The sequence below is a fragment of the Guptibacillus sedimenti genome (assembly GCF_028610665.1).
GTDB classification, from domain to species: Bacteria; Bacillota; Bacilli; order Bacillales; family Guptibacillaceae; genus Guptibacillus; species Guptibacillus sedimenti.
Genome location: NZ_JAQQWV010000001.1, coordinates 737,637 through 758,359 on the forward strand (window position 1 = coordinate 737,637; position 20,723 = coordinate 758,359).

Consider the following 20,723-nt stretch of genomic DNA (forward strand, 5'->3'; position numbering starts at 1 on the left):
CCAAAGTATCGGTGTACCATGTAACTAATACACCAACACAATATGAGGAGTGATGAAATGATGAATTGGAGCGGGCTGTTACGAAAAGAATTTCGTGTAACAAGATCCCTTCTTTTAGGCGTCCTAACATTTGATTTACTGGTAATGATCGGTTTCTTCTTAGCATCAGAAAGGTGGGAATTCCCTTATTTAACTGCCATTATTGGTGGTGTCTTAACAGCGATACATGTTTTCTTTCTACCCCTGTACTTATTGATTAGTTTTAACACAGAAGGAAGAAACCTGCATCTCTGGCTCCACAATCCTCAATCTGGAGCTCGCTTACTTGGGGCTAAATTCCTGAATGGTTTATTAGCAATATTAATTTCAATTGGTCTTGTAAGTAGCTTATCACTTCTAGCTTACAACATAGAGACAGCTGCTTTGGAGCTTCCAATTGACAACGTATGGTTGTTCGGGTTTTACTTTTTAGCCGTCATTGTGACAGGGTCTATCTACATGGGGATTTGGCTTATCTTCTATTGGACGTTTTATCAAGTGTTGAAAACCTATATTGGCAAATGGGCGCTTCTCCTTGTCCTCGTACTTGTTGCTTTCATTAGTTGGTTAGGTTCGTGGTTTAGTGGAACCCGTCTTTCAGAAGTGCTTGTGGAGTGGGGGTATGTGCAACTACCTTCACCGTTAAATATGGAAGTTAGTCAGCAGGAGTTTGGTTTAACCGTTTCAACCTTTCCATTTCCGGTTGGTAACGTGGTTTTCGATATCATCACTTTAGTCGTTATATTCTTGATTACTTGCTGGTTACTTGATCGAAAAGTGGAGGTGTAACGGATGGGAGAAGAATTTAATCCCTCAAAGCCGATTTACCTGCAGCTAGTGGATCGCATTAGCTGGGAAATTATTAAAGGTGAACGTAAAACTGGTGAAAAGCTTCCTTCTGTGAGGGATATGGCCATTCAATCAGGAGTAAATCCTAATACAGTATCGAGAACTTACAATGAACTGGAGAGGATGGAAATCGTGGAGACGAAGCGAGGACAAGGAACGTTTGTAACAGAGAAAAAAGAAAAACTAGTCGAACTTCGAGAACAGCTTAAGCTTAACCACATCCAGAATTTTATTGAAGAAATGAAGCAGATGGGCTTTTCATCAGAAGATATGATTGAAGGTATTCGAACTTACGTTACGAACGAAAAGGAGAATCAATCATGATTACATTTGAGAATGTATCAAAGCGATATTTGACAAAACATGCCCTTTCAGATGTGAATGTTACGATTCCAGAGGGGAAGATAATTGGTCTTGTAGGGTCAAACGGTAGCGGGAAATCGACGTTCATGAAAATGATCGCAGGTCTTGTAGGACCTTCTGAAGGGAAAGTAATGATTGACCAAGAACCGGTTTCTAGGCGAACAGCCAATAAAGTCGCTTATCTTTCTGAATTAGATGCGTATTATTCATTCTTTTCAGTGAAAGAGACAATCGATTTCTTTGCTTCACAATTTCAGGACTTTGATGTAGAAAAAGCGAACGATATTGTTGACTTTATGGAGGTAGATTCGAGTCAAAAGGTAAAGCATTTATCGAAAGGAAATCGGGGGAGGTTAAAGATTGCGCTCACCCTGGCAAGAGAAGTGCCGGTTATTTTGATGGATGAGCCATTATCAGGACTTGATCCGATGGTGCGAGATTCAATTGTGAAAGGTTTACTTTCATTTATTGATTTAGAAAAACAAACGGTGATCATTACGACACATGAAGTAACAGAAATCGAACCTTTGCTTGAAACGGTTATTGCGATTCGAAATGGTAAGGTACTGGCTCTCGAAGATGTTGAAACCATTCGCGAGCGAGATCGTATGAGAATAGTGGATTGGTTGAAGAAGATGTACCAAGAGGAGGCGTAACATGGCTGTCAAACCAGTTGTTCAGATTCGAGACTTAACAAAAGTAATTGGCAAGAAAACAATCATTGATCAGCTTTCATTTGATGTCTATCCAGGGGAAGTGTTTGGTTTTCTAGGACCGAATGGAGCAGGAAAAACAACAACGATTCGGATGATGGTTGGGTTAATGAGAATGACGGAAGGCGAAGTTCTCATTGATGGAAACAGTATTAAAACAGATTACGAGAATGCGATTGTAAAAGTAGGGGCGATTGTTGAAAATCCTGAAATGTACAAATTCCTAACTGGCTATCAAAACCTTGTCCATTATGCTCGAATGGTCAAAGGGGTTTCAAAAGAACGGATTCAAGAAGTGGTTCAATTGGTTGGACTGCAAGGTCGTATCAATGAAAAAGTGAAGGGGTATTCTCTTGGAATGAGACAGCGTCTTGGACTTGCGCAGGCTCTGCTACATCGACCTAAGTTACTTATTCTAGACGAGCCAACCAACGGCCTTGATCCCGCTGGTATTCGAGAAATTAGACAATATTTACGAACCCTTGCCAGAGAAGAAAACGTCGCCGTTGTCGTTTCAAGTCATTTATTATCCGAAATTGAGCTAATGTGTGATCGAATTGGCATTATTCAGGCTGGTAAAATGATCGATGTCCAAAGGGTAAACGACTTTGTTCAAAATGATCAAGAAGTAATGGTTTCATTTGAAGTTGATCCAGTGGAACACGCGGTTCATGCTATTAAAGCGAATTTACCTGATTGTGAGATTGAACAGGCGGATCGTAAGTTGACGATTAAAATCGAGCATGAGCTTATTCCAGAGGTAACAGCCGTTCTTGTGGAAAAGGGCGTCCGCGTTTACGGTATTCAATCCTCTGTGAAAACGTTAGAAGATGTGTTCCTCGAAGTAACGGGAGGTGAGCAGGTTGTCTAGTATGCTACATTTAATTCAAAATGAAAACATGAAGATTTATAGAAGAGTAGGAACGTGGGTGATGGTTGGGCTTGTGGTGGCAGCTGTTCTTGTAGCAGCCATTTTCACCAATATGAATGCAAGTGATGAGACCACGAACTGGCGCACTGATTCTGAAAATGCGATCCAGCAAGCGGAAGAAACGTTAAATAATTCAGAAGGAATGCCAAAAGCCTTTAAAGACAGTCAGGAACGTTCGATTGCGATCAATGAATATCGTCTTGAGAATGACATTCCGCCTTTAGAAAGTGATTCCATTTGGAGTTTTATGGATAGTTCAACTGGCGTAGTGAGTTTAATCTCGATATTCACAATCATTATCGGGGCGGGCGTGATTGCGAGTGAATATTCGTGGGGAACGATTAAGCTCTTGTTAATTCGTCCAGCTTCACGGACGAAAATTCTAGCTTCCAAGTTCATAGCAACGCTATTGTTTGCCCTTTTTTCTCTCGTCATCTTATACATTTCTTCTTTTACAATAGGTGGGTTATTCCTTGGTTTTAATGCCGTCGATCAACCATACCTGACTTATTCAGGTGGTGAAGTGGCCGAAACGAGTATGGCGATTCATTATATCGTTGAATACGCGCTTGCAAGTGTGAACTTGCTTATGATGGTGACGTTTGCTTTCATGCTATCAAGTGTTTTTAGAAGTTCATCGCTTGCGATAGGGCTAGCGATTTTCTTAATGTTTACAGGAAGTCAGCTTACGTATATTTTAAGTCAGTACGATTGGGTGAAATACATCCTATTTGCAAATACGGATTTAAGTGTTTATTTCGATGGATCTCCTATTATCGAAAGCATGACGCTTGGTTTTTCCTTAATGACCTTACTTGTCTACTTTATTGTTTTCTTATTATTATCATGGCTACTGTTCACAAAGCGAGATGTAGCTGCATAGAAAAAAAGCCGGTCATTTGGCCGGCTTTTTCGATGTCTTTTTTCGAAAACGGTATAAGAGAAATAAACCGATGATCAGAAGTGGTAAAAGAATGGGAGAAAGACCAATTAATAGAACGATTGTTTTGGAGAAAAAAGCAAGCAGGCTGTTTGATGTGGTTATAAAGAGATGTTTGGCTTCTGAAAGTGTTTTGAAATCTCTTTCCCCAATTGATGGAACTGGTCGTTTCGTTTGTTCAAGAGAGATTGTTACAGTAGAATAGTCGCTTTGATTATCGAGATAATTGATTTGCCCTTTCAGCTGTTCGACCTCTTCCTGTACACGAGAAAGTTCATTTGATATGGCTAACAGGTCGTCTGTTTTCGTTGCTTCGTTTAGAAATGATTCAAGTCTCTGTTGAACAGCTTCCTTTGCCTTTAATCGAGAAGATAGATCGACGTAATTTTCTGTTACATCCTTACTAGTAATGGATTTTTGCGGTTCTCCTTTTGCGAGAGTTTCTACCTTGCGTAGATAAGCGTCAAATTGAGATTGAGGAATACGAATGGTCATTGAGCCAATATAGGCGTTTTCCTCTGAAAAAGTGTTTTCTTCCACAACATAACCTTCAAATACTTTAGTCGATTCCTTAATTTCATTAATCGCTAGTGTTAAATCTTCCACGCTTAAGGAAAGGGTAGCATTAAAAATAACTTTGCGTTCCTGTTGCAGTTCAGGCAATTCCGATGTCGCTTCGGCGGATGAACTGTTTCCTTTTGCTACATCACTACCTTTATTCTGTTCAGTGGATTGATCAATAGAGGTAACCCGATCACTATTTTCTGTAGAGTTGCTTCCTTCATTTGAACTGCATCCAGGTAGTATAAGGATAGAAGCAAAGATCAGAGAAAGCCATTTCTTCATAGCTGAGCCTCCACTTCAGTTATTTATATGTTAGACGAGATCGAAACTGCTTCGGTTACAGTTTCCGTGATATGATAAAAGGTAACTGACTCAAAAAGGAGTTGCCTTTTGTGCTTTCAATCTTTGAAAATGCGAATGTTGTGGATTTAATGATAACCGTTTCTGTCATACTAGGTCTTTTTCTAATTCGATTTCTAATCAAATTATGGCTTACAAAAAGAGAATCGGAAGAGGAGTATCCAAATGGGATTCGTCCAGCTTTCTTGTCTTTTATCAATTGGACTACAGGTTACGCTATTCTCCTATTTGTATTACTTTATTATTCCAATAACAGTTGGATGTTTAGCCCTTTGTTTGCCATTGGAAAGGTAGAAATTTCTCTCTTTCTTATTTTAATTGCTTTATTCATTATTACGCTTGCCAATCGAATTTCAAAAATCGCAACTTCTTTTCTGATGCCCCCTGTTTATGATCGGTATAGCTTAGATACAGGATTGCAATTTACATTTAATCGGATTTTTCACTATACGTTAATGGTCGTAGCAGTCGTTATTAGTTTAACGACAGTAGGGATTGATCTTAGTGCATTAACCGTATTTGCAGGTGTTCTAGGTGTAGGAATTGGTTTTGGTATGCAAAATATCGCAAATAACTTTATCTCTGGTTTAATCATTTTATTTGAACGGCCAATTAAAGTAGGCGATCGTGTCATTATTAACGACATCATTGGTGACATTGAGAAAATCAATATGCGTGCAACCATTATTCGCACGTTAGATAATGAACGAATTATCATGCCAAATTCCTACTTCATCGAAGAACAGGTTGTCAATCATTCCTATGGCGATTCTCGGTTGCGGCTTGTCTTACCAATTGGTGTCGCATACGGATCGGATGTCGAGCTTGTTCGATCACTTCTTTTACAAGTAGCAGAAGAAGAAAAGGAACACTCGATGTATGTTCTTGAAACACCGCCGCCTTTTGTGAATTTTCTTGGTTTTGGTGATTCATCGCTAGATTTTCAACTGTTTATTTGGATCTCGTCCCCCAAAGCAGCAGTAGAAACAAAAAGCAGTTTGAATTTCCGCATCAATCGGATTCTCGCAGAAAACAATGTTGAAATTCCATTTCCACAGCGAGATTTACATGTACGTAGCTTAGATGAAAAAGTGATTCAGCAATTAACAAAGCGATAGCGGAAACTCACATCGTTTTCACATCATTCTTACAAATTTCTTCGTAGGTTGCTGTCCATAATAGGTAGTGTAAGAACATACCTTCGAAGGGAGATTGATGAAATTGAACAAATGGATGATTGGAGTTGCATCGGTTATGCTTGCGGGAGGAATTGCTGGAGCTAATGTTTATGCAGCAGATGGCGAATCAACTGAAATAGACGAAGCAGTAATAGGGCAGGAGGAAATGGCGGGACATGATGGTCATCATGGAAAAAGAGGTCACTTTAAAGGTCAATCTGAAGAGCGCGAACTGCGAATGGAAACGGCTGAAAAGAAAGATCAGTTAATTGATCTCTTACTTGATCAAGATGCAAGCGTTGACGGCGTTGACGAGCTTCAAAAAGAGCTTGCCGATCTAAATACTCAGTTGGATGCTTTAAAAGAGAAATTCACAGCTGCCCATGAAGAAAAAGAAGCGAAGATGCAAGAGTGGAAAGATAGTGGAGAACGTCCGGAGTTAACGGAAGAAGAGAAAGCTGCACGTGAAGAAGCCCATCAAGAAATGAAAGCAAACAGAGAACAGGCTTCCGAATTGGTTAAACAAAAAAATGAGGTGCTTGATCAGCTAATTGAAAAGCTTAGCTAGTCATCATGAGAGATAGGGAGCTTCCCTATCTCTTTTATTTACGTTACTACTATATAGATGGATTTACTGTGTGAGAAGCGTAGGATAAAATAGGAAAAAAGTATGGTGGACGAAAGAACGGAGTGAAGAAATGCCACACGTTTTTGTTATCGATGATGAACAAAATATACGTGATATTTTAGAAAAGTATTTAAAGAAAGAAGGGTTTACGGTGTCAACCTTTCAGGATGGAGCTGAAGTGTTAAGTGCTCTTAAAACGAGTGAACCCGATTTATTCGTATTGGATATTATGATGCCTAATGTCGATGGACTTGAACTGCTTCGACGGTTAAGGAAGCAGTCTTTTATACCAGTTATCGTCGTTTCTGCAAGGGATGAAGAACTTGATCGTATCCTGGGGCTCGAACTGGGGGCGGATGATTATTTAACAAAACCATTTAGTCCGCGTGAACTGGTTGTACGGATTAAAAATATATTTAAACGGATCGATCGATTAGAACAGGGGCAATCTTCCTATCACATTCATTTGAAAAATGTCCAATTGAATAAGAAAAAACGACAAGTAAAAATAGATGATCAAGAATTAGCCTTAACACCAAAAGAATATGATGTACTTGCTTTTCTTATTCAGAACCCCGGGCAACCATTCACAAGAGAAAAACTAATTGAAACCATTTGGGGATATCACTATGCAGGTGATGGTAGGTTGATTGATGATCTAGTGAAGCGGCTACGTAAAAAAATGGAACATGCGGATTATCAAATCGTGACCGTCTGGGGGTATGGTTATAAAATCGATGAAGAAGCTTAAGATCGGCACGAAATTATTTCTAAGCTACGTGATTTTAATTGTGGTTATCCTTCTCATTACAACGGTCTCATTTCGCTATCTTTTTCAAGAATACCTTGTTCGTGAAGCCAGGGATCAGCTTCAAAAAGAAGGCCTTCAAATTAGTCATATGCTTGAAGATCGAAATTGGAAAGGGAATCAGCCGCCGAATAGTTTACTGGATCGTAGAAGAATTGAAATGGCGGGTAATTTAATTTCTTCTCAATTCATTATTTATAACCAGAATGACAGGGCGATTTATTCAAATGTCGATGATGACGTTCAAAAGGAGTATGAAGAAAATAAGGGGAAGCGATTTGTTACAGAGGAAGTGCCAATCAATGCCTCTCGTGAGCAAATTGGCCGTCTTGTCCTTTTTACAAAGGTAGAGAGTTTAGAAGGCTTTAATCGAATCATCGAACAGGCACAGGCGGTGAGCCTCTTTGTTTCTGCGGCGGTTGCGGTACTCCTTGCGGCCTGGATGCAAAGAGGCATAACAGGACCGATTCGTCTCCTGGCAAATCACATGAGACGATTTAGTATGCGAAAGCCACAGCCTCCACTAAAACTTAAGTCAAAAGATGAAATTAATGAACTAGCGGAAACCTTCGAGGAACTAACGGATCAGCTACGAAAGAATGATTTCGACCAAAAAGAATTTCTTCAAAATGCCTCTCATGAACTCAAAACCCCTTTAATGGCAATCCAAGGGAATGCGGAAGGAATTCTAGACGACGTGATTGTCGGAGAAGAAGTGGGGCATAGTCTTGAAGTAATCGTAAATGAAACGCAGCGACTCAAGAAAATCGTGCAAGATATTTCTTATTTAACAAGACTGGAAACAGTAGAAGAGGCTTTCACCTACGAAGTAGTTGACATGCAACTTATTATGAAAGAAGCGGTGACGGCAGTAAAACCATTAGCTTACCAGAACGGGTTAAAGCTAAAATATGATGGTGATTGTGCGATTTATGTAGAGGTAGACGCAGATAAAATGAAGCAAGCTTTCTTGAATATTATTGGGAATGCCCTACGATTCGCCTCATCTTTCATCGAAATTCGTATGCGGAAAGAGGAAAATCAGGTTGCGATCGAAATTCAAGATGATGGTACTGGATTTGGAGAGAATCCCGATCGTGTTTTTGAACGGTTTTACACAGGAGATCAATCTGGCTCTGGAATCGGATTGGCGATTACGAAAACAATTGTAGAAAAGCATCATGGTGAAATTTACGCAGAAAATCTTAAAAAGGGAGGAAGGGTTATCATCACGCTTCCTTTACCACCAGGATGAAGGTATTACGTTTTGTGTTCATATAATTTTTGTAGAATTTCTTTGCTTTCTTCTTCGCTTAGAAGACCGAATTTCTGACAGAGCTGTGTGTAGCCAGCAAGCTTCTTAAAGCATGTCGTTTTTTTCATCATACTCACCTTTCTTTCCTTTAGGAAACTTTTTTAGGTGTTAACAATATATGCTTAAACGAAGTGATTGTGATAGGTGTTTGTCCTTAAAGTTGAAATAAATCCTCGTCAATGTAACAATAGAGCTTGTGCAAAAACGATGGGTCATGTAAGATGGTGTTATCAATATTTAGTAGTTTAAAAGTGTTTTCATACTATATATGGGGTAAATCTAAAATAATTAAATAGTTGAGTATGCGGTGTCGTAGAACGACTTAAAAGGGAATCCGGTCTGAATCCGGAGCTGTCCCCGCAACTGTCGTGTGGACGAGGCAAGAAACCACTGGAGAATAATCTGGGAAGGTTTGCCAAGGACGAAGCACAAGCCAGTAGACCTGCCGTGTACTCAAAAACGTTTCTATTCTTCGGGGATTGAGGGTGAGAGATGGCATCGGAAATGTGTACATATGTGCACGTCTAACTTGTCGTTTTCTCCAGGCTCACTCTGCTAAGAGTGAGCCTTTTATAATGAAAAAAAGGAGAGAGGCTAATGAGCACAGTGGTTGATACGAAGTTAACAACACTAATAGAGGAAGTAAACGTTATTCTAATTGACTATCATTTGCAGACAAGTGAAAGCTTCCTTGCGAAAACAACAAAGGGCCTAACAGAAAAACCTACACAAAACGAGATTGACAATATCCTTGTCTTAAATGCATTGGAACGAATTACGGCAGAAGAGCCTGATTGGACATATGTGGCGGCAGCTTTTCATCTACGTACGCTTTATCGGAATTCTCTTCGTAACCGAAATGAAAAGGAAGTATATGGGGAAGGGAACTTGTATCGGCTTCTACAACAGCTAACGAAGAAAGGGATTTATAACGAAGCCCTTCTTCAATCTTATTCGAAAAAGGAAGTGGATCAGGTAGCGATGTTCATCGCTCCAACACGAGATCGTCTTTTTACATACATTGGCCTTCGCACACTTGCAGACCGCTATCTTGCTACCGATCATGAAAAAAACGTGTATGAATTACCGCAAGAACGCTTTCTTGTCATTGCGATGACACTGATGATGAATGAACCGAAAGAAAAGCGACTTGAATTCATTAAGGAAGCTTACTGGGCGTTATCCAATCTCTATATGACAGTAGCGACGCCAACACTTTCAAATGCCGGTAAAAGTTACGGTCAGCTTAGCTCGTGCTTTATTGATACAGTTGATGACAGCCTCCGCGGCATTTACGACAGTAATACGGACGTCGCTACCGTATCAAAAAATGGTGGAGGAATTGGCGCATACCTTGGGAAAATTCGTTCGCGTGGTAGTGATATCAAAGGGTTTAAAGGGAATTCATCAGGAGTTTTACCTTGGATGAAACAACTAAATAATACAGCCGTTAGTGTGGATCAATTAGGTCAACGCCAGGGCGCTGTTGCGGTTTACCTCGATGTTTGGCACAAAGATGTTTTTGAATTTCTTGATGCCAAGCTTAATAACGGGGACGAACGCATGAGGACGCATGATCTTTTTACTGGTTTGTGTATTCCAGACCTTTTTATGGAAGCGGTAGAAGACCGGGCAGACTGGCATTTGTTTGATCCACATGAAGTCCGTCAGGTGATGGGGTTTTCTCTTGAAGATACTTATGATAATGAAACAGGCGCAGGAGAATTTCGCATGAAATATGCGTTGTGCGTAAATCATCCTAAACTATCAAGAAAAACCGTCCCAGCGATTGAGATTATGAAGCGTGTCATGAAATCCCAATTGGAAACAGGCACGCCATACATGTTCTATCGCGACACGGCTAATCGCGCAAATCCGAATAAGCATGCTGGCATGATCTATGCTTCAAACCTTTGTACCGAGATTATGCAAAATATGAGTGCGACGACCGTTGAAGAGGAAATGACGAAAGACGGTAAAATTATCATTACGAAAACGCCTGGCGATTACGTCGTTTGTAATCTATCAAGCATCAATCTTGGACGTGCGGTTACAGCCAATGCCCTAGAGCGATTAATCCCGATTCAAGTAAGAATGCTTGATAACGTCATTGATATTAATACGATTGAAGTCCCTCAAGCGCAGTTAACAAATGAGAAGTACCGAAGTATCGGTCTTGGAACGTTTGGTTGGCATCACTTACTGGCGAAAAAGGGGATCGTCTGGGAAAGTTATGAAGCAGCAAACTATGCAGATGAACTCTATGAAACAATTAACTACCTAACCATACAGGCGAGCCATGAACTTGCAGTTGAAAAAGGGAGTTATTCTCTTTTTGAAGGCTCTGATTGGCAAAACGGGGAGTACTTTACACAACGTGGTTATACGAATGAAAAATGGAGCGCACTGAAAGAAAAAGTTGAGTCAAGTGGTGTTAGAAATGCTTATTTACTAGCTGTTGCACCAAACAGTTCAACGAGTTTAATAGCCGGATCAACCGCTTCAATTGATCCGATTTTCCAAAAGGAATATTCAGAGGAAAAAAAGAATTATAAAATTCCAGTGACGGCACCTGACCTTTCCCATGAAACAACCTGGTATTATAAATCGGCGTATCATATTGATCAGCTGTGGAGTATTGAGCAAAATGCGGCAAGACAGCGTCATGTCGATCAGTCGATTTCATTTAATATTTATGTGCAGAGCACGGTGAAAGCAAAGGACTTGCTCAACATTCATTTGACGGCGTGGAGAAAAGGATTGAAGACAACGTACTACACTAGGAGTACTTCAGTTGAGATCGATGACTGTGAAAGCTGCGCAAGTTAAAGGAGGAGATCAAAGTGGCAACGATACAGAAAAGAAAGCTCTATGACGTGTCTGCACCGAATAGCTCAACAGGGATTATTAACGGTAAGAGCTCAAACGTTCTAAACTGGGATGATGTCCGGTTTAGCTGGGCTTATCCGATGTATAAAAATATGCTAGGAAACTTTTGGACTCCGTTTGAAATCAATATGTCAAACGACGTAAAGCAATGGGAAGCATTAAGTGAAGATGAGCAAGATACGTTTAAGAAAATCATTGGACTTCTCGCTTTTCTAGACTCAATTCAAACCGACTATTCGAGTAAAGTAGCAGATTATTTAACAGATTCAAGCCTTTCTGCGCTCATGCAAGTGCTTTCCTTTCAGGAAGTTGTACACAATCAGTCCTATAGCTATGTGCTTTCTTCGATTGTCAATAAACATGAGCAGGATCGGATCTTTGAATATTGGAAGCATGATGAAGTGCTCTTAGAGCGTAATCAATTTATTGCCTCAGGATATGAGGCATTTGTACAAGATCCATCACCTCAAACGTTTTTTGAATCGATCGTGCATGACATTATTCTTGAAGGACTATTCTTCTATGCAGGATTTGCTTTCTTCTATAATCTCGCGCGTAACCAAAAGATGGTATCGACGTCTACGATGATCAATTACATTAATCGAGATGAACAGCTTCACGTCACGTTGTTCGTAAATATTGTAAAGGAACTGTTCAAGGAGCATCCTGAGCTTAATACGGGAAAGAACCATGCTTTCATTACAAATACTTTCAGAGAAGCGGCTGAACTTGAAATCAAGTGGGGAGAATACATCATCGGTGATCGTTTTCCTGGTATTACGATGAATGAATTAAGCGATTATATTAAATTTATGGCTAATACGCGCGTGAACCAGCTTGGAATCAAGCGTCCTTTTGAAGGGCATCGAGAGAATCCAATGAGGTGGATCAAAGCATATGCTGATGTGAATGCTGGAAAAAGTGATTTCTTTGAACAGAAGTCACGTCAGTATACGAAAGTGTCTGATGATAATGGATTTGATGATTTATAAATAGAGCGAAAAAGGAGGGAGTCTAGTTCCCTCCTTTTTATTTTAATCCAAGCACGGTTAAGCTGTCCCCCTACTAAATTAATTATGAAGCGAGTGACTAATGAAGAAAGGAAGATTGATGTTGCCAAATGATCATCAACGAATTATTTATGGCGGTGGCTCTATGAGTCCAAGTGGATGGAATTTTCCACAGCAACAGTGGTTAGGCCCTGGAGGTCTTCCGCCAGGATACAATGGAGGAGGTTGGATACAGCCGTATCCACATCAACAGCCATGGTTAGGTCCCGGTGGATTGCCGCCCCAGCACAATCTTTATCAGCAGTGTTTGAATAACTGCTATCAAAGTTATGCACAAAATGACCAAATGTATCAAGCGTGTGTTTATCAGTGTATGAGGCAATTTGGCTACCGGCATGGGGAGTGCTGTCCCTGATAAATTAGAGAAATGGATTGCCTATGAAGAGCAAAAGCGCCTGAGAGAAAAGGCATCTGTTGAGGCGTATTTTTCCCCTGAGCATTCAACCCACACCTGGGGACTTTTAGGCACACCTACAATTGAACACTCTCGCTGTTGAGCATTTTCTATGAAGGGCGCGTTGTTCAGATTTCTGCAATTCGCCTTTTTTATTTGGCAGTTTTGTTTCCTTGTTAACATTAGATAACAATACATATATGGTTTTTAGTAGCATAAAGCAATACAACTTTCGCTTTTTGTGTTAAAATTTTAGAAATTTCATCATTGTTTCGATCGTGTTTAGATAAGGAGATGTAACATGGGAAAGAAGCGTATTGTTGTGAAGATTGGAAGTAGTTCATTAACAAACGGACGGGGAGAAATTGATCTAGATAAGCTCATTGATCATGTCCATGCACTTGTATTACTTCGACAAGAGGGACATGAAGTGCTACTTGTTTCGTCAGGAGCAGTGGCTGCAGGGTTTAAAGAACTAGGTTATCCTGCAAGACCCGTTACGTTAAAAGGAAAGCAGGCTGCAGCAGCTCTTGGACAAAGTTTACTCATTAAATCTTATATCGAGGAATTCAATCAGCGGAACATTTCAGTCGCTCAAATTCTGTTAACACGCCCTGATTTCTCAGATCAAGCACGATACAAAAACGCGTTCGATACGCTGTCTGAATTGCTGGCAAGAGGTGTGATGCCGATTATTAATGAAAATGATACGGTCTCAACGGAAGAGTTAAAGTTTGGTGACAACGATATGCTTTCAGCTCTTGTAAGCGGACTCGTTCACGCAGATGAGCTCATCATTTTAACGGATGTGAACGGTATCTACGATTCGAATCCGGCAACGAATCCTAATGCTGTTAAATATCATACTCTGGCAGAGATTACTGATACGATGATTGAACAAGCCGGTGGTGCCGGATCAAGCGCTGGAACAGGGGGCATGAAGTCGAAGCTAATTGCAGCGAAGACGGCTTTAAACCTGAGCGTTCGCGTCTTTATCGGTCATGAAACTGGTAGTGAAAAGTTACTTCGAATTCTCTCTGGTGTCGGAGACGGAACCTATATCAATCGAGAGAAAGCCACATCTTTCCCAATTAAAAAACAATGGATTGCGATGCACTCTCACGTATCAGGTCAGCTTTATATTGATGAAGGGGCGGAACAGGCGATTATTTCAAATGGCAAGAGTTTGCTTTATGGCGGAATCAAGCAAGTCGTAGGCGACTTTAGTGTAGGAGATGTCGTAGAAGTACACGGGCAAAATGGAAAACTTGGAAAAGGACAGGTTCGATATTCTTCTACGTTTTTGGAGAAGATTCTTCATTTTCATAAGGAGGAATGGAATAAAGAAACAGAGATACCAAACGTTGCAGTGATTCATCGAGATCAATGGGTGGGAACTGTTTATAAATAAAGGTGGTAAAAGGATGAATATACTTGTCACAATGGATTCATTCAAAGGCTCTCTTTCTTCAAAGGATGCAGGAGAGGCTGTGAAGCAAGGGGTTAAAAGAGTTTTTCCAGAGTGCATGGTGGACGTCATTCCGATTGCCGATGGAGGAGAAGGTTCACTTGAAGCCGTTCAAATCCTCCCTGGTCATTTTGAGTCCGTTTCGATTCACCAGCTTGATGGAAAGAAGAAAATGGCACGTTACTACCGGACAAAACAGGCTGCTTATATTGAATGTGCTGAGGCGGTTGGATTGCACTTAATAGCTACTGAAGAGCTTGAGCCTTCACGGTTAACGAGCTATGGTGTTGGGGAACTCATTCTGGATGCAGAGGCCAAAGGCGCTAATGACATTTATGTATTCCTTGGTGGGACTGGTACGACTGACGGCGGACTTGGATTATTACAAGCACTTGGAAATGCGTGTTTGAATGAGTCGGGGCAAGAACTACCACTCTATGAAAATCCTTTGCTACACACAGCATCCATCCGTGAAAGTAATATTAAGCTCCATGCGAATCTTTATATCATAACGGATGTAGACAATCCTTATGCAGGTGAGCGGGGAGCTGCTGCTGTTTTTGGACCACAAAAAGGCATGAAGAAAGAAGAGATTCCGACTTATGATGCTGCTCTTCATAGAGTAGCAAATCTACTTTCTCTATCGTCTCAAAAAGGAGCAGGGGCGGCAGGTGGAATTGGCGGAGCCCTCTATTCTCTTGGGGCGACTTATGTCCCTGGAATTGAGTGGATGCTTGAACTGCTAAAAGTTGAAGAAAAGCTAGCAGTTGCTGACATCGCTATTACTGGAGAAGGACAAATTGATCATCAAACTGCTTATGGGAAAGTTCCGTCTGGAGTTGGAAAACTTGCGAAAAAGCACAATGTCCCATGCATTGCCTTAGCTGGGCAGGTCGTTGAACCAGTGGATAACTTGTATGAAGACTTAACGGGGGTTCTCTCGATTCAGCAAGTGTGCCACTTATTAGAACATGCGGTTAAACCAGACGTCACGAAAGCACAACTTGCCTTTTCAGCAGAGCAAGTGATGCGCATCTGGAGTAGCGGGAAAGGTAACTGAAGCAACGAAAAGTCCCATACCTTAAAGGAATGGGACTTTTCATTATTACATCAATGATTTCTCCATCCGTTCTTTATATGTTGAAATTTTCTTCGTTAGCATGTCGTCTGTTGCAAGCAATGTCTCAATTTGATCACGAATAAACTGCTGGTGATCCTCAAGAAGTTTCAGACGTGCGTTCGCTGTGTGCTCCCCTTCAAGAAATAACCGCGTATATTCTTTAATTTGAGAGACAGGCATTTGGGTTTCTCTTAATTTTTTAACGAACTGCAACCACTTCAAATGCTGTTCGGTAAATTGTCTCGCACCATGATCGTTACGAATCGGATCAATAATCCCTTCCTTTTCGTAATAACGGAGGGTATGGGCACTTATGTCTACCATCTCAGCTATTTCACTAATCGAGTACATTCAATCGCCCCTCGCTATTTCATTTCGTTTGACTTAGAGTGCACTCAAACGTCTACAATAAGATTGTATCATAATGAATAAGTGGAGGGATTAACATGAAGTATACCGTTATTACAGGAGCGAGTTCAGGAATTGGATATGAAGCAGCGCTCGCATTTGCGGCTCGCGGAAAGAATCTTGTGATTGCTGCACGTCGAACTCAGAAATTGGAAGAGCTGAAAAGCGAAGTACAGAAGGTTAATTCTGATCTTGATGTGATTATTCGTGAAGCAGATCTATCACTTAACGAAAACGTCTATGCTTTCTATGAAAGTCTTGAGAATATTGAAATTGAAACATTTATTAACAATGCTGGCTTCGGTAATTTCGATCCAGTCGGCAAACAGAAGCTTCCTAAGATTGAAACAATGCTTCGTTTGAACAATGAGGCTTTAACGATTCTTTCATCCTTATTTGTTCGCGATTATGCGAATGTCGAAGGAACACAGTTGATTAACGTTTCCTCTGGCGGAGGGTACACGATCGTTGCCGATGCTGTAACGTATTGTGCGACGAAATTCTTTGTCAGTGCCTTTACAGAAGGACTTGCTCAGGAGCTACAAGGACAGGGAGCGAAAATGCAGGCAAAAGTTCTAGCCCCTGCAGCAACAGAAACCGAATTCGCGAACCGTTCAATGGACGTTGATAACTTCGAATATGAAGGAACTGTTCCGCAGTTCCATACAGCTAAGGAAATGGCAGACTTCATGCTAGATCTTTACGATAGCAATAAAGTCGTTGGCATCGTTGATGGAAACACATACGAGTTTCAATTGAAAAATCCAATTTATCCCTATGTAGCCCGGAATCGCTAATCATATAAAAATCCTCCTGTCTTCGTGACAGGAGGATTTTTCATGTAAGCTTCATACTAAATTTCTGGAGTAAATGCATTAACGTCGGTCTCTCATTTCCATCCCGGCCGATCACGTGAGTAGCCAATACTAAAGAATTTAGTACCGCTTCTTCTGTCGCTTCACCAACGGCACGAAAAGCGGTATCGATTTCTTCCTCATGGATGGTTTCCAGTGTTTGAGTTTGTGGCGCATATTGATGGGCGACTTTATTAGCGGTGGAGAAGCCAATGATAATTTCGCCGCTTCCAGTTGTGATAATCGATCCTGTTCGAGCTAGTCCTGTAGATGCCCGTTTAATAATACGATGAAGTTGTCGTTCTGAAACGGGGAGATCTGTTGCAACAATCACCATAACAGATCCCTTGTCTTTTTCTTCCCAAGAATGAAGAAGGGCTTCTTTTAATGTCTTACCCACTTTTTTTCCGCTTACATTAAGGTCACGAAGGATACCAAAATTCGTCACAACAAGCACGCCAAGGGTATAGCTCCCATGCTGAAGCTTTACTTTTCTGGAAGCCGTTCCAATTCCACCTTTTAACGAGTAGCAAAGCATCCCCCTTCCAGCCCCAACGGAACCTTCTTCAAAAGTAGTTGAAGCATTTGCGATCGCTTCATGAACATGATGCTTTTGAACGTGACGTCCTCGGATATCGTTTAAAAACATGTCGTTGCATTCGCCAATAACGGGATTAACGGTCCCAGTTGTATCGCCAATTTCATGATTTTGTTCCAACATATAATCAAACACGGCATCTGCAGCCGTTCCAATACTTAACGTATTCGTTAAAATGATTGGTGTTTCAAGCGTACCAAGCTCATTCAGCTGAATGGTTCCCATTGTTTTACCAAACCCGTTAAGAATATAGCTTGAGGCAATTACTTTCTGCTGAAACAGATTCCCTTGATGCGGAAGGATCGCTGTTACGCCTGTTTGAACTTCACCGTTACTCAGAGTAGTATGTCCGACGGTTACTCCTTCGACATCCGTAATCGCATTTTTTTCACCGGGCTCCATTTCTCCGATAGTAACGCCGTAATCTCGCAATCTTTTCTGACTCACATGATCACTCCTCTTTTCTACTAGTTTACTATTATTTCTAGTGGAGCCAAGTCCGTAAAACAAATGTTAATTATAAAATATGGTATAATTGACGAGACGTATAGAGTGTAACAGAAATTTGTCATGCAACAGATAACTAGTAGAAAAGAGTGAAATAGAATGGGCCGTAAATGGAATAACATTAAGGAAAAGAAAGCATCAAAGGATGCGAATACCAGTCGAATTTATGCCAAATTTGGTCGTGAAATTTATGTAGCTGCAAAGCAAGGTGAACCGGATCCCGTAGCCAATCAGGCGCTACGCTTAGTTCTTGAACGTGCAAAAACGTACAACGTCCCAAAAGCAATCATTGACCGTGCGATTGAAAAAGCAAAGGGCGGAGCGGACGAGAACTACGATACGCTACGTTATGAAGGATTTGGTCCAAGCGGTTCCATGGTGATCGTTGATACATTAACAAACAACGTGAACCGTACTGCATCAGATGTTCGATCCACTTTTGGTAAAAATGGTGGAAACATGGGTGTAAACGGATCTGTTGCTTACATGTTTGATGCAACAGCCGTATTCGGGATTGAAGGCAAATCAGCAGATGAAGTACTTGAATTGTTAATGGAAGCGGATCTTGATGTTCGCGACATTATGGAAGAAGACGACGTCGTGATTGTTTACGCGGAACCGGATCAGTTTCACGCTGTACAGGAAGCATTCAAGAATGCTGGCATCACTGAGTTCACTGTAGCTGAACTTACGATGCTCGCACAAAATGACGTTGAGCTTTCTGGAGAAGATCAAGAGCAGTTCTTGAAAATGATCGATGCTCTTGAAGAGTTGGAAGATGTACAGCAGGTTTATCATAATGTAGATCTTGGTGAAGAATAAAAAAAGAAAAAATGGGGCTTCCGGATTTCGGAAGTCCCCTTTTTAGAATGGAACGAAATTCACTTATGAAAAATGTTCTTTATTTCTTCGTTTCTTTTTGTATGCAAGAAGCGTTGTCTTTAGCGATGCATAGTTTCCAATCGCCGCATAACCGTAAAAGTACCCCATAAACAAGCCAGCAACAAGGTGATGACGATGGCTATAAAAGACTGATATGAGAAGTCCTAAAATAATTGCAAGCGTAGGGATGAAGGTACGAGGAATAGGCGTAAAAATTTTGATGAGCTGGGTGAGTATCATGACTAAAGGGATCGCAAGAACAGCGTCCCAGAAGTTTGTATGGATAACAGGGAATGTCATAGTTGAATTCCTTTCCAGTTTAAGGGTTTGGAACTAGTATTTGCTTTTATGGTTTTCTTAAACGGATATGCTTGGTGAATTTCGATTTAGAGTTGATGAGTTTAGTTATTTTATGGAATATTCTGTTGATATTAATGGTGAAGGTTAGTAGAGGGCTTGTTCAATTATTTTACAAAGTAGAAGAACACTTTTTTTGAAATAATTGTTCAAAATAAAGATTACTGCAGTAAAATAAGGTATATTATATTTTTGAATAGATTCTCTTGTAAGAGAAGAAAAGTGGTGAACAAAGTGGGAAGATATCAATTGGATCACAAAAGTAAGGTAGCTGTGACAAAGTTTCATGAAAAACAGACGACTGCCAAATTTGATAAAAAGAATCATCTTGAAAAGATACGTGCGGAGTATTTAAAAAAGAAGCAAAAACAGACAGATAAATAATATGATGGATAACATAGGAAGATTAAATTCTTCCTATGTTTTTTTATGAAAAGTTTTATTTCGATATCTTCTGCATTCGGGAGCATTTCCAGAAATAATAGTGTTCTCCATTAGTTTGGTAAACTTCCCGATTTAGGACTGGAGTATAGATTGTTTTACAAAAAAAACGAGCAGTGACAAGCATTTTTGGTGTGTCCTTGCCATATAGACTCTACAAAAGAATCTTATTATTCTTAAGAAATTTTGGTGTGAAATGGATGGCTAATTGCAGTTGTTTTTTCGTAACAAGCATTGGAAATGGAAGGGGAAAATGTTAGGTGGGAACGAGTCAAGCTAGTATGTAATAAAATGAACATGTAGAGTAATATACTAGGAGGGGAAAGATGAATCCCGGTGGAATGATGTATTCCCAGATGTCACCAAATGTCCCTATGCAAGTTGTGGTCGTAGAGCCTTACGTATATGCAGCTCTTCGCAGCCTTATTGGAAATAGAGTGGTTATTGATACATCACGTGGTCCAGTAAATGGAACAGTTATTGATGCCAAACCAGATCATGTTGTGGTTAAAGAACATGATTCAACTTTCTTTGTTCGCATATCCGAAATTATTTGGATTATGCCAGAGTCCTAAACTTAAATAGTAAATTCCTTAGGAAGCCCTATAATTTAGGGTTTTTTATTATTAATCATTTTACTAAAGTCTTACTATTTCATTCAAATACTGTCATTGTTCATGGAAAAGGCGATAAGGAAAGAGAAGTGTATTTTAACACGCGGTGTTCTATCTGGTTAAAACGCTATCTTGATGAACGTAATGACCTTGAACCTTGCTTGTTCATAACGGAGAGAAGGCCAAAAAGAAGGATGAGTATTGATCTTGTTCGCTATATCATTAAACGAATTTCCAGACGTGCAGAACTTGATAAAGTGATTTACCCTCATCAATTAAGACATAGTTACGCAACGCATATGATCAATAACGGAGCTTCTCTTGAAGTGATTCAGAGTTTGATGGGACATGAGAAGAGCGAAACAACAAAGTTATATGCTCAGCTTAGTGGGAAACTCCGTCACGACTTCTATACAAAATACTTTTAGAAGCG

Annotated in this window: 23 protein-coding genes, 1 pseudogene and 1 riboswitch; of the genes and pseudogenes, 19 read left to right on the forward strand and 5 right to left on the reverse strand. The window is 40.4% G+C overall.

All coding sequences use genetic code 11. The features are described from left to right. The first annotated feature begins 57 nt into the window (after positions 1–57). The 5 genes from PQ578_RS03535 to PQ578_RS03555 are packed head-to-tail and all read left to right on the forward strand — an operon-like array spanning position 58 to position 3,778. A complete protein-coding gene (locus PQ578_RS03535; RefSeq protein WP_273832222.1) occupies positions 58–828 on the forward strand; it encodes a hypothetical protein in 771 nt (256 codons plus the stop codon). 3 nt (positions 829–831) lie between these two features. Beyond that, entirely contained in the window at positions 832–1,212 is a 381-nt protein-coding gene (locus PQ578_RS03540; RefSeq protein WP_273832223.1) for a GntR family transcriptional regulator, read from the forward strand. Next, a complete protein-coding gene (locus PQ578_RS03545) occupies positions 1,209–1,907 on the forward strand; it encodes an ABC transporter ATP-binding protein (RefSeq protein WP_224882265.1) in 699 nt (232 codons plus the stop codon). The genes PQ578_RS03540 and PQ578_RS03545 overlap by 4 nt, the downstream gene beginning before the upstream one ends. A 1-nt stretch (position 1,908) precedes the next feature. Next, positions 1,909–2,835 carry an ABC transporter ATP-binding protein gene (locus tag PQ578_RS03550; protein WP_273832224.1) on the forward strand — a complete coding sequence of 309 codons (927 nt, stop codon included), beginning with the start codon at positions 1,909–1,911 and terminating at the stop codon, positions 2,833–2,835. Between the two features lies 1 nt (position 2,836). Beyond that, positions 2,837–3,778, forward strand: a complete 942-nt coding sequence (locus PQ578_RS03555) for an ABC transporter permease (RefSeq protein WP_337958007.1) — start codon at positions 2,837–2,839, stop codon at positions 3,776–3,778. Positions 3,779–3,790: 12 nt separating this feature from the next. Here PQ578_RS03555 and PQ578_RS03560 read toward each other — a convergent pair whose 3' ends face one another. Next, positions 3,791–4,681: a DUF4349 domain-containing protein gene (locus PQ578_RS03560; protein ID WP_273832226.1), complete on the reverse strand. Its 891-nt coding sequence runs from the start codon at positions 4,679–4,681 to the stop codon at positions 3,791–3,793. A gap of 110 nt (positions 4,682–4,791) precedes the next feature. Here PQ578_RS03560 and PQ578_RS03565 point away from each other — a divergent pair, with 110 nt between their 5' ends. The 4 genes from PQ578_RS03565 (at position 4,792) to PQ578_RS03580 (ending at position 8,628) form a co-directional block, all read left to right on the forward strand. Beyond that, entirely contained in the window at positions 4,792–5,877 is a 1,086-nt protein-coding gene (locus PQ578_RS03565; RefSeq protein ID WP_273832227.1) for a mechanosensitive ion channel family protein, read from the forward strand. 103 nt (positions 5,878–5,980) lie between these two features. Then, positions 5,981–6,505: a hypothetical protein gene (locus tag PQ578_RS03570; protein WP_273832228.1), complete on the forward strand. Its 525-nt coding sequence runs from the start codon at positions 5,981–5,983 to the stop codon at positions 6,503–6,505. 130 nt (positions 6,506–6,635) lie between these two features. Next, positions 6,636–7,316 (forward strand): response regulator transcription factor, encoded by a 681-nt coding sequence (locus PQ578_RS03575; protein ID WP_273832229.1) that lies wholly within the window; start codon positions 6,636–6,638, stop codon positions 7,314–7,316. After that, positions 7,303–8,628, forward strand: a complete 1,326-nt coding sequence (locus PQ578_RS03580) for a sensor histidine kinase (protein WP_273832230.1) — start codon at positions 7,303–7,305, stop codon at positions 8,626–8,628. The genes PQ578_RS03575 and PQ578_RS03580 overlap by 14 nt, the downstream gene beginning before the upstream one ends. 5 nt (positions 8,629–8,633) lie before the next feature. Here PQ578_RS03580 and PQ578_RS03585 read toward each other — a convergent pair whose 3' ends face one another. Continuing rightward, positions 8,634–8,756 (reverse strand): hypothetical protein, encoded by a 123-nt coding sequence (locus PQ578_RS03585; RefSeq protein WP_255639996.1) that lies wholly within the window; start codon positions 8,754–8,756, stop codon positions 8,634–8,636. Between the two features lie 220 nt (positions 8,757–8,976). Further along, positions 8,977–9,152: riboswitch (cobalamin riboswitch) on the forward strand. Positions 9,153–9,285: 133 nt separating this feature from the next. Between PQ578_RS03585 and PQ578_RS03590 the strand changes: the two genes are divergently transcribed. The 5 genes from PQ578_RS03590 (at position 9,286) to PQ578_RS03610 (ending at position 15,569) form a co-directional block, all read left to right on the forward strand. Beyond that, positions 9,286–11,517 carry a ribonucleoside-diphosphate reductase subunit alpha gene (locus tag PQ578_RS03590; protein WP_273832231.1) on the forward strand — a complete coding sequence of 744 codons (2,232 nt, stop codon included), beginning with the start codon at positions 9,286–9,288 and terminating at the stop codon, positions 11,515–11,517. 14 nt (positions 11,518–11,531) lie between these two features. After that, a complete protein-coding gene (locus tag PQ578_RS03595; protein WP_273832232.1) occupies positions 11,532–12,569 on the forward strand; it encodes a ribonucleotide-diphosphate reductase subunit beta in 1,038 nt (345 codons plus the stop codon). A gap of 121 nt (positions 12,570–12,690) precedes the next feature. Further along, positions 12,691–13,002, forward strand: coding sequence for a hypothetical protein (locus PQ578_RS03600; protein ID WP_273832233.1), 312 nt, complete (start codon positions 12,691–12,693; stop codon positions 13,000–13,002). A gap of 340 nt (positions 13,003–13,342) precedes the next feature. Beyond that, a complete protein-coding gene (proB, locus tag PQ578_RS03605) occupies positions 13,343–14,452 on the forward strand; it encodes a glutamate 5-kinase (RefSeq protein WP_273832234.1) in 1,110 nt (369 codons plus the stop codon). A 13-nt stretch (positions 14,453–14,465) separates the two neighbouring features. Continuing rightward, positions 14,466–15,569: a glycerate kinase family protein gene (locus PQ578_RS03610; RefSeq protein ID WP_273832235.1), complete on the forward strand. Its 1,104-nt coding sequence runs from the start codon at positions 14,466–14,468 to the stop codon at positions 15,567–15,569. Between the two features lie 45 nt (positions 15,570–15,614). Here the strand turns inward: PQ578_RS03610 and PQ578_RS03615 are convergent, their stop codons facing one another. Then, positions 15,615–15,980: a MerR family transcriptional regulator gene (locus PQ578_RS03615; RefSeq protein ID WP_273832236.1), complete on the reverse strand. Its 366-nt coding sequence runs from the start codon at positions 15,978–15,980 to the stop codon at positions 15,615–15,617. Positions 15,981–16,075: 95 nt separating this feature from the next. Here PQ578_RS03615 and PQ578_RS03620 point away from each other — a divergent pair, with 95 nt between their 5' ends. Beyond that, entirely contained in the window at positions 16,076–16,834 is a 759-nt protein-coding gene (locus PQ578_RS03620; RefSeq protein ID WP_273832237.1) for an SDR family NAD(P)-dependent oxidoreductase, read from the forward strand. A 40-nt stretch (positions 16,835–16,874) separates the two neighbouring features. Here PQ578_RS03620 and PQ578_RS03625 read toward each other — a convergent pair whose 3' ends face one another. Next, entirely contained in the window at positions 16,875–17,891 is a 1,017-nt protein-coding gene (locus tag PQ578_RS03625) for a DmpA family aminopeptidase (RefSeq protein WP_273833253.1), read from the reverse strand. Between the two features lie 204 nt (positions 17,892–18,095). On the opposite strand from PQ578_RS03625, the gene PQ578_RS03630 reads away from it, so the two are divergent. After that, positions 18,096–18,818, forward strand: coding sequence for a YebC/PmpR family DNA-binding transcriptional regulator (locus PQ578_RS03630; RefSeq protein ID WP_098444939.1), 723 nt, complete (start codon positions 18,096–18,098; stop codon positions 18,816–18,818). 63 nt (positions 18,819–18,881) lie between these two features. Here PQ578_RS03630 and PQ578_RS03635 read toward each other — a convergent pair whose 3' ends face one another. Then, positions 18,882–19,178 carry a hypothetical protein gene (locus PQ578_RS03635; RefSeq protein WP_273832238.1) on the reverse strand — a complete coding sequence of 99 codons (297 nt, stop codon included), beginning with the start codon at positions 19,176–19,178 and terminating at the stop codon, positions 18,882–18,884. Positions 19,179–19,484: 306 nt separating this feature from the next. Here PQ578_RS03635 and PQ578_RS03640 point away from each other — a divergent pair, with 306 nt between their 5' ends. From PQ578_RS03640 to PQ578_RS03650, 3 genes and pseudogenes are all read left to right on the forward strand, one after another. Continuing rightward, positions 19,485–19,619, forward strand: a complete 135-nt coding sequence (locus tag PQ578_RS03640; RefSeq protein WP_255648066.1) for a hypothetical protein — start codon at positions 19,485–19,487, stop codon at positions 19,617–19,619. Positions 19,620–20,002: 383 nt separating this feature from the next. Beyond that, a complete protein-coding gene (locus PQ578_RS03645; RefSeq protein ID WP_273832239.1) occupies positions 20,003–20,251 on the forward strand; it encodes a YuzF family protein in 249 nt (82 codons plus the stop codon). A 77-nt stretch (positions 20,252–20,328) separates the two neighbouring features. Then, positions 20,329–20,718 (forward strand): annotated as a pseudogene (locus PQ578_RS03650) (tyrosine-type recombinase/integrase); the annotation flags it as partial. Positions 20,719–20,723 lie beyond the last annotated feature (5 nt).